We start from the raw sequence: 9,528 nt of genomic DNA on the forward strand, positions 1-9,528 counted from the left end.
AAAAAACATTTAGCAGTATTAGCTGCAACAGCAGTATTGGGTGTAACTTCTGCATTCGCAGCAAACCCATTCTCCGACGTAACTCCACAAGATTGGGCATACCAAGCAGTAGCTCAATTGGCTTCCCAAGGTATCGTTAACGGTTACCCAGATGGCACATTCAAAGGCCAACATAACATTACTCGTTTCGAAATGGCTCAAATGGTAGCAAAAGCTATGGCTCGTCAAGATCGTGTTGACGCTGAACAAAATGCTATCATCAATCGTTTAGCTAACGAATTCTCTGCTGAGTTGAACAACTTAGGTGTTCGTGTGGCTACATTAGAAAACAAAGTGGGCAACTTCAAATTCACTGGTGATGCTCGTTTAAAATATGAAGGCAAAAACGATGCTCGTGATTCTAAATTCGACTACCGTGGCCGTGTACAATTCGAAGGAACTGTAAATGATAACACTAAAGCAGTAGTCCGTTTGGCTGCTGAAAAAGAGTTCGGTGCAGAGGGCGCTCCTAAAGCTGAACTTGACCGTGTATATGTACAACACAACTTTGGTAAATATGCGACAGTAACAGCTGGTCGTCAAGATTTGGTGGTTGGTAATGGCCTTGTATATGATGATGCATTTGAAGGTGCAGTAGCGACAGTTGGTAAAGATAAATTGAATGCATCTGTTGCCTATGGTTACTTACAAGGTGGTAGCTACATTAATGAAGCTGGCAAAAAATTAGAACTTGATACAGCAACTCGAGCTCAAAATTCTCAAGTAACAGTATATCAATTAAACACTATGCCAACTGAAAAATTAGCGGTAAAAGGTTTCTATGCTGATGTTCATGAAAAAGGCGTAAATAGTGTATATGGTGCATCTGTTGATGCTAAATTAGGCTCCAAAGTTTGGGTTGGTGGCGAGTACGCTAAACAAGAAACTCGTGGTGCAGCTGGTGAAGCTTGGACAGCAGGCGTAGGTTATGGCGAAGCTGATATGGCTAAAGCTGGTACTTGGGGCGCGAAAGTTCAATACTTCGATTTGAAAAAAGCAGCTCCAGTAGTATCCAATACTTGGAACTTGAATGATCAAAACCAAAACTATAGAGGCTACTTAGCAACTGTAGACTACACTGTAGCTAAAAACGTTGGTCTTTCTGCTTACGCTACATTCGATAGCAAAACTCAAGCAAAAGAAAATAACAACTTGCCTGAATACTACCGTGCAGAACTTAACTACAAATTCTAATTTGTTAGTTACACATATAAAAAGAACTCCTTCGGGAGTTCTTTTTTTGTGTACAATTTAGATATATATTTTTATCTACAATGTATACTTTATAATCAATGCATTACAATCTACTAGGAACATGATATAATAAGACATAATATATTCATTTCTAGGAAACGGAAGGTGTTATAATGAATTATTGGTTATTTTCGCTTATCAATGATATGGCTAACCAGAGTATTGTATTAGATGCCCTAATGATAGTCATTTCTAAAGTTGTACCGTACATTTATATTTTTATATTGGCTGGGCTATATATGCAAGGTTTCCGTACTCGAAACTTTAAACTACGTGGTGAAAGTTTTGCTACTGGTGTGCTTTTTTTGATTTGCTTACTTGGTAGTTTCATCTTAGGATCTATGTTCTATGAAAATCGTCCGTTTGTGGACCATACTGTGGTGTTAATTGTGAATCATGCAGCAGATGCATCTTTTCCAAGTGACCATGCAGTAGGAACTATGGCTCTTGCCTGCGGTATCCTATATTATCGTTGGAATTTGGGGACCTGGATGGTTTATGGTTCTATTTTAGTAGGAATCTCTCGGGTGTTTGTAGGGAATCATTACCCTGGTGACATACTAGGGGCTTTCATTTTAGTATGGATTTTAACTGCTCTATATAACAAACTTTTACGTCGTGGTGTAGTTCGTGTATACAAAGGACTGGATAGACGACTCATGCATGCCTATATGAAACGATTTCAACCGGAAGAAAGATACTAATTGCATACAGTAGTAATGGACAAATAGTGTATAAGTGTATAGTTATATAATGTATCATTAGTTTAATACATATACTGGTACATATAGTATATAGGAGGTTATTCATGGATTTTCAAAGTTCTGCTGGTCCTAATCAATATAGTGATTCTGTGTATGAAGTAGTATTTACACCAGTATTGGAACGCCCTGAGTATCAAGGGGAGCCCTTACATTCTTTATTGTTAGAATTGCGTGAGAAAATGGGACAATCCGATTTTGATCAATATATTAATAGTCTAATTTCTATTAAATACAATGGGACAGCGTTATGGCTAATTACAAAAAGTGAACGAAATCGAACATTAATTGAAGGGCGGTTTTTGCCGTTATTACGTGATGTATTCAAGGTGGCAGCACCGCGAATTATCTCACAACCATAAGTATATGCTAATCATTTAAGGTCTGATAATAGATAATACTATCTATTGTTAGACCTTTTTTAGTATCTTCTAATTATTTTAATAAATGAGAAAAATTATCGTTGACATAATAGGAAACGTGACGTATCATAGGTATTAAGAAGTGTGTTTATGTAACCCAACAAACAAGGAATGAATATGGAGGCATATATGAATCAACGTGGTATTGTGTTAGCAACATTCGGATCTATCTACGGAGATGCGGTGGAAGCATCAGTAGGAGCTATGGAACGACGGATTAAGGAAATGTATCCTGGTGTAGAAGTGCGTCGTGTATTTTTATCAGATGCATTAGTGGATAAATGGAATGAAAAATATGAAGCAAACGTATTTACTTTAACGGGTGCCATTGAAAGTTTGGCTACTGCAGGGGTAACGGAGATTTTTGTTCAGCCATTTGCATTAGTATGGGATCAATGTTATGTACAAATGCGTAAAGAAGTGATGAAAGAAGCTCATGATCGTGGCTTGCATGCTACAGTAGGCAAACCATTGTTGAACTCTTTAGGGGTGAAAAATTATGCAGATGATTACTCTGATACCATAGAAGCAATCATTAAGCACATTAACATTCGTGCATTAAATAAAACTGTATTGCTTATGGCTAATGGTCAAAATCAATTGGAATACAGTGCGTTACAATTGAAATGTTTGTACGGAGCAGGGCAAAATGTGGTGGTATTCACAGCCAATGGATTCCCTAACTTTAAACAAGCACTGACATTGTTAGAACGCTTAGATCATCAAGAAGTATTGGTGGTGCCTTTGGCATTGATTGGCTCCGCTCACTTAATGGATTACTTAGGAGGTGAACGATCTGATTCTATTGCTACTTTGTTGGGACAACAAGGGTATGGTGTTTCCATTTGGAATGAAGGTTTAGGAGAAAATCCATACATTCAAGAATTATTTGTGAAACATTTATCCCAAGTGATTCGTAGTGCAGAACGTCGCACTTTGCGTCAACGTGAAACAGGAGAAGGCAAACCGGTTGTGAAACACGGCACTTTCAGAACTGCATAAGACAATGTGAACTATCGCATATCATGATACGTCATGGTATGCGATTTTTTGATTGTTAAAGGAATATGGAGTATAATGAAAGGTAATGATGACGAACGATGACGGTAATCTGAAAAAGTAGATGCCAACACAATTCATAACAAGGGGAATAGACTCATGGGACATACAAAGCTGACTAACTGGATACATGGACTACAGTTAGATGTAAAAGGATTACTTTGGTTTTCTGCACTATTTATGGTGTTTCGGATTGCCTTTATTGCACTCTTTCAAGATCAATTAGGGGAGGTTAGTTTAGGAGATATTCTTGAGGCACTATGGCTAGGGTTTCGTATTAGTTTAAAAACAGCAGGTGCTATTGTATTACTCAGTTTTTTATTTTCCACGCTACCCGGTGTTCTATGTAGAGAAGGGTGTAAATGGTATTCATCTTGGGCAATACGTCGATGGATGTATGGAATTAGTACCGCTATATTTACATTTTTATTTTGCTTACGTATTCCTTACTTTACAATCTTCCATGCTAGCTTTAATGCTATGATTATTAACGGAGCTCATGACGATATTGGAGCTACGTTGCAAACCGGGATTTCTGAATATGGATTGCTTTGGCGCTTACCCTTAGCGATTGTCTTCTGTGTTATTATGGTTTATGTCTTTATGAAAGTATATACCAACCGCACATGGAATATAGAAGTAAGTGGTAAGGCTAAACAAATTGCCACAGTATTAGGGTCTATTTTCTTAGTAGTTGCAGTGGGTATTGGATTACGTTTTGGCGGAGCTTTTACCTATAATGGTTCCATCCATTGGGAAAATGCAGCACGGACGAAGTCTAATCTATTAAATGAAGCGATTTTAGATGATGGACAAGCCTTGAAACGAGTGTCTACCATTTATGAACGGTCTAAACAAGCGAAGAAAATTACCATCACAGGAGCTGAGCTCAAAGATGTGATCCAATCTGTGGGAGGAAATCCACGGGCTGCTACCATTGATGAAGCTTTCACACGGACCATTACAGAAGAAAAATTACCTACTCAGCCGCATAATGTTATCTTTGTGTTAGGTGAAAGCTATGGTTTGTGGCCGTTCTTGCCAAACTATGAAGAATTAGGTACTTATATTGTACAAGAAGGCAAGGCAATTCAAAGTTCGCCAAAAGCGATGCACACGAAATATATGCTAGCTCATGGTACGGGCACTATGCCAGCTATTAATGGATTTGTCACAGGCTTAGCTGATGCTGGTTTATATCCGAACTATGAAGGGCAGTCCTATAAATCGAAGTATGGTACTGGTATTGCACAAATGATGAAGCATTTTGGATATAAAACAGTGTTCTGGTATGGTGGATTTGGGACTTGGCAAGATGTGGAACGATTTGCCCTAGCGCAAGGGTTTGACGAGTTCCATGGTGCGACTAGTTTCCCTTATGAAGGAGGTAATGCTTGGGGAGCCCCTGATGGAGATTTGTTTAAGGCGATTACCAATTATGTAAAAGGGGAAGAACCAGGTGAAAAAGTATTCCACTTTATTATGACATCCTCGAATCATCCACCGTATTCGGTAGATTTAGCAAAAGCTGGTTTTGATGCGTCAAAGGTAATTGGCAAAGGCGATGACTCTATCAAAAAGGATGACAAAACGGTGAACGAAATCGGCCATTTCTGGTATGCAGATATGACAATGGGTAACATGATTCGTGAAGTAGAAGCGATAGATCCTACGATGTTAACCTTGATTACAGGGGACCACTCTGAACGTTTTAGCTTTGCTACCCAAGTGGATATTCCAACTTTCTCGGCTATTCCTTTTATCGTTTATGGACAAGGTGTAAACCCTAGTTGGCTGAGTGAAAGTAGCTTCGGGGGAGCCTTACAAATTAATCCTACCTTGGCAGAGCTAGTAGGTCGTAAGGGCGATACCTATATGAGCTTAATGCCGAGCTTGTTTACAGCGCCTAAGATGGGCTTTAACCATCGATTATATGTTGACAATAGTGGTATACACGAACAAGGGGCATCCATGCCAGAAGAGTATGCGAAGTATATTAAAGCATTGCGGACCATTAGCGTATGGCGGATTGTTCGAGGGAATACGGTGGAGTAGTTTCTTTTTGTATAGGAGTGCATAGAGAATATGAATATTTTAGTAACAGGTGGCTGTGGCTTTATAGGTAGCCACTTCTTACGATACATGATGGACATCTATGCAAAGGACTTCTTTATATGCTTAGATGCGTTAACCTATGCAGGAAATAAGAATAATATAAAAGACTTACTAGAAGATTCTAGGTTGACTATGGTGGAAGGGAATATTCGAGATGCTTCTTTCGTAGATACTTTGTTTGTTACGTATAAGCCAGATGTGGTAGTGCATTTTGCAGCAGAAACTCATGTGGATCGAAGTATTATTGGACCACAAGTATTCTTAGAGACGAATGTTGTTGGAACAGGAATTTTATTAGATACTTGTTTACGACATGGTATAGAACGATTTCATCATGTATCTACTGATGAAGTATATGGCACATTACCCTTACAAGGAGGGAGCCCATTTACGGAACAAAGCCCATTACTACCTAGTAGCCCTTATGCAGCCTCGAAAGCATCCTCAGATTTGTTGGTGCTGAGCTATTATGAAACCTATGGATTACCGATTACTATTTCTAGATGTTCTAATAATTATGGAACACATCAATATCCGGAAAAATTAATTCCCCTTATGATACAATGCGCTTTGCAGGATGCACCATTGCCAGTTTATGGCGATGGATTGAATGTACGAGATTGGATTCATGTATTAGATCACTGTAGAGCCATTGATTATATCCTACATAAAGGTAGAGTGGGAGAGGTCTATAATGTAGGGGCTCGTGAAGAAATTTCTAATATTGACCTAGTGAAACGAATACTTGATATATTAGATAAGCCTTATGAACTCATTACCTATGTGGAAGATAGATTGGGCCATGACCGACGGTATGCCATCGACAGTAGTAAGCTGGAAAGCTTAGGATGGAAACGAGAGTATACTATGGAGGATACTTTAACAGGGATTGTGGAATGGTATAGGAAGAATATTATATAATTTGATAAATTGTATTGTTATATTGTGGTGAATTATGGAACTGTTAATTTTACAAGGCTTACAACAAGATATAAAGATTTTTCTGTTAAGTCCCATATTATGTGCTATTTTTAGATTTTTATTTATCTACTTTTTTGCACCTAATAAAACTTATAAAGGGCAGGAAAAGAAATGGTGTTCCTGCTTTAACTATGGGTTTTGGTGGGGTATGGACTTTAATGCCTATGTGCTACTATTTTTATTTTTGCTAGTCACATTGCCTTCATTGGGGCTTGAATCTATTTACGTTCATGGTGATTCTATTAGAGTGATTTTGGGAACTTTATATTTCCTTGTAGTATATATAGCTACATATAATTCAAATTTGCGATTAGGAAGAAATGCAGATAAAAGAAATTTGTTAGATATTTTCTTTAACCAAAATCATGGATGGTGGATTTTGCTATCCTTGCCAATCTATACAATAGGAATGTACTACTTCCTTAATTGGGTGTTAGAAGTAGAAACTCTCGTGGTACCAACAATTTATTCGAAACCTATGTACTATATAGTTAATACGATAATAGTGATAGCCACAGTAATCGTATATTATTGGTTTCGTTACGGTGGCACATTTAAACATCGTAATAAACCCGAATGGGACACAGTACCTGAAGTTGTTAAGCAAGATATGTTTTTTGCGAAAGCTTGTATTGATGATTTAATTGCTTTTGAATTAGCTATTCGAACAAAACCGCAAGAAATATTAGCACATAGTGATGCGGAGTCTATTCAGATTTTAAAACCTTTAATTAAGGTTGAACAGGATTTAGTAGGTACGATTTGGAATTCTTTGTGCAGAAAAACGACTGGACCAAGAATTAAAAAGCCTAAAAAGATATTTTTAATCGTAGAAGAAAGTTATAGTCAGTTCGCATTTGATGATGTATATAAAGATATCCCAATTGCTAATGCAGGACGACGTATTCGTGAACAAAGTACTACAATTAGCATTGATAATTTTTTAGCAGGCGGCTTAATATCTCAACCATCTATTAGTTCAATGTTAAATGGTATTTTCGATGTCAATTTAGAGTTGAATGAAATGTTTTATTTTTGGAATCATCGATTACCAACATCATTGGCTCAACAGATGTCGAAGCTAGGATATACAACTTCATTGTGGTATGGAGGATCCTTATCCTGGTCGAGTTTAGGTTTATTTGCTAAGGCTAATGGCTTTCAAAAATTGTATTCAGGATTTGATATTACACCTAGTGATACACCATATACGTGGTTGGGCGTATATGATCATCTTTTTTTTGATGGAATACAAAAAAAACTACAAGAACAAGATCAAGATACATTTGAGTTTCATTTTATTTATACTACGTCTAATCATGCGCCATATACAATACCAGTTGAAAAATATGGTCTTGAAAAAGAACAGTTTATTAAAATATTACCAACACATATACAAAAATACGTAAATGATATTGGAACATATGCGTATTGTGATGACTCTTTAACTCAATTTGTGCATTATATTCAAGAAACTTATGAAGATAGTCTAGTTATAGTAACGGGGGACCATACGAGAAGGTTGCCTATGCCATCTCAGGACATTAATAGGGTACACACCTTACGGGAGGATATTAGTACAGCATTTTATATGTCACATAAAGATTTTGACAAAGATTTATTAAATGGTGTAAGGATAGGAACGCATATGAATATTCTGCCAACTATTATGGAATTAATAGCGGCTAAAGAGCATGAATATATAAGTTTATTCCCATCTTTGTTTGAACAGCAAGAGCTTATTGTAACCCCATATCATTGGCTAAGTAATAGTCATATTGGTTTCTTTAAAGATCAACGTGTAGAGACTTTAGATGGAATGCCAGTATATGATTACAATTTAAAAGATATAGTTACATTACAACAGGCTTATATGGAAGTGACAGGTGCAATTCTTAGAAATCTAACAAAACCCTCTGTTTAATAGGTGCCTTACATTGTTATCATATAATTGTATAACATCAAAAATAAATGTTTCTATAATGAAATGTTTGAAAGGGAAAAAATGAGTAATTTATTTAGTACAAGCTTTAAATATCGTAAATTATTTGGTGATAAGGTTATGTTTATTGTTCCACACCAAGATGATGAGATGAATATGGCTGCTAGTGCGTTAATAGGAGCAATTAATGAGGGACTAGAGGTTATTTTAGTATATACAACGAATGGAGATTATGAATATCCCTTTGATATAAGGCAAAAAGAAGTTTATAATATGGCTGGAATTATAGGACTACCCTATGAGAATATAATATTTTTAGGGTTTGCGGATAATATATCTAATGAGTTGTTTAGTAATCCAGAACACATAGTGATAAGTCGTAAAGGAAATAATACCACTTATGGAAATGAAATTTCTCAAGATTTTTTTTCTAGTTCAACAGGTCAAGGCAAAACTTATACATTAAGAAATTATATGCTTGCAATAGAAAAAGTTATTTGTAAATATTTGCCGGACTCTATAGTAGCAACAGATTATGATAAGCATATCGATCATAGATTATGTTCTATTTGTGTTGAAAAAGTAATTGCTAAACTTTTGAAAGAAAATATTTGGAATGGAAATGTTTTTAAAGGGTTTGCATATTCGACAGGTTATGAAGGGGTAAGAGATTATTTTAAAATTCATTTATTATCAACAAAAGTAAAGTATAATGTACAGTTAGATAATCCTAGTTTGCTGTGGGAACATCGCGTGCGTTTACCAGTTACAGATATGTGCAGAGATTTAATGATTATAAACAATCCAATATATTGCGCGATGGCAGCACATATTTCACAAAAAGCATATAGTCGAGGAGAATTACTTATTAATGGGGACCAAGTATTTTGGGAGAAAAGAACTGATAATAAAGCATTACATGCAATATTTGATGTATCTAGTGGTGATGCAAATT

8 protein-coding genes are annotated in these 9,528 nt (G+C 36.4%); all 8 read left to right on the forward strand.

All coding sequences use genetic code 11. The features are described 5' to 3' along the window. On the forward strand, window positions 1–1,233 hold a 1,233-nt coding region (locus EO119_RS07920; RefSeq protein ID WP_126941378.1), incomplete at its 5' end, for an S-layer homology domain-containing protein. Between the two features lie 173 nt (window positions 1,234–1,406). Further along, window positions 1,407–1,997, forward strand: a complete 591-nt coding sequence (locus EO119_RS07925) for a phosphatase PAP2 family protein (RefSeq protein WP_126941380.1) — start codon at window positions 1,407–1,409, stop codon at window positions 1,995–1,997. Between the two features lie 104 nt (window positions 1,998–2,101). Next, window positions 2,102–2,416 carry a hypothetical protein gene (locus EO119_RS07930; protein WP_009353541.1) on the forward strand — a complete coding sequence of 105 codons (315 nt, stop codon included), beginning with the start codon at window positions 2,102–2,104 and terminating at the stop codon, window positions 2,414–2,416. A gap of 189 nt (window positions 2,417–2,605) precedes the next feature. After that, complete coding sequence (locus EO119_RS07935) at window positions 2,606–3,478, forward strand: sirohydrochlorin cobaltochelatase (protein ID WP_231723406.1); 873 nt, start codon at window positions 2,606–2,608, stop codon at window positions 3,476–3,478. A 156-nt stretch (window positions 3,479–3,634) separates the two neighbouring features. Next, a complete protein-coding gene (locus EO119_RS07940) occupies window positions 3,635–5,590 on the forward strand; it encodes an LTA synthase family protein (RefSeq protein WP_164725700.1) in 1,956 nt (651 codons plus the stop codon). A gap of 30 nt (window positions 5,591–5,620) precedes the next feature. Further along, window positions 5,621–6,571, forward strand: a complete 951-nt coding sequence (rfbB, locus tag EO119_RS07945) for a dTDP-glucose 4,6-dehydratase (RefSeq protein WP_126941382.1) — start codon at window positions 5,621–5,623, stop codon at window positions 6,569–6,571. 34 nt (window positions 6,572–6,605) lie between these two features. Then, window positions 6,606–8,555, forward strand: coding sequence for an LTA synthase family protein (locus tag EO119_RS07950; protein WP_126941384.1), 1,950 nt, complete (start codon window positions 6,606–6,608; stop codon window positions 8,553–8,555). Window positions 8,556–8,636: 81 nt separating this feature from the next. Next, the coding region (locus EO119_RS07955) for a PIG-L family deacetylase (RefSeq protein ID WP_164725701.1) at window positions 8,637–9,528 on the forward strand (892 nt) is incomplete at its 3' end.

The sequence above is a fragment of the Veillonella sp. CNR 79/14 genome, from assembly GCF_003992185.1.
Taxonomy (GTDB): domain Bacteria; phylum Bacillota; class Negativicutes; order Veillonellales; family Veillonellaceae; genus F0422.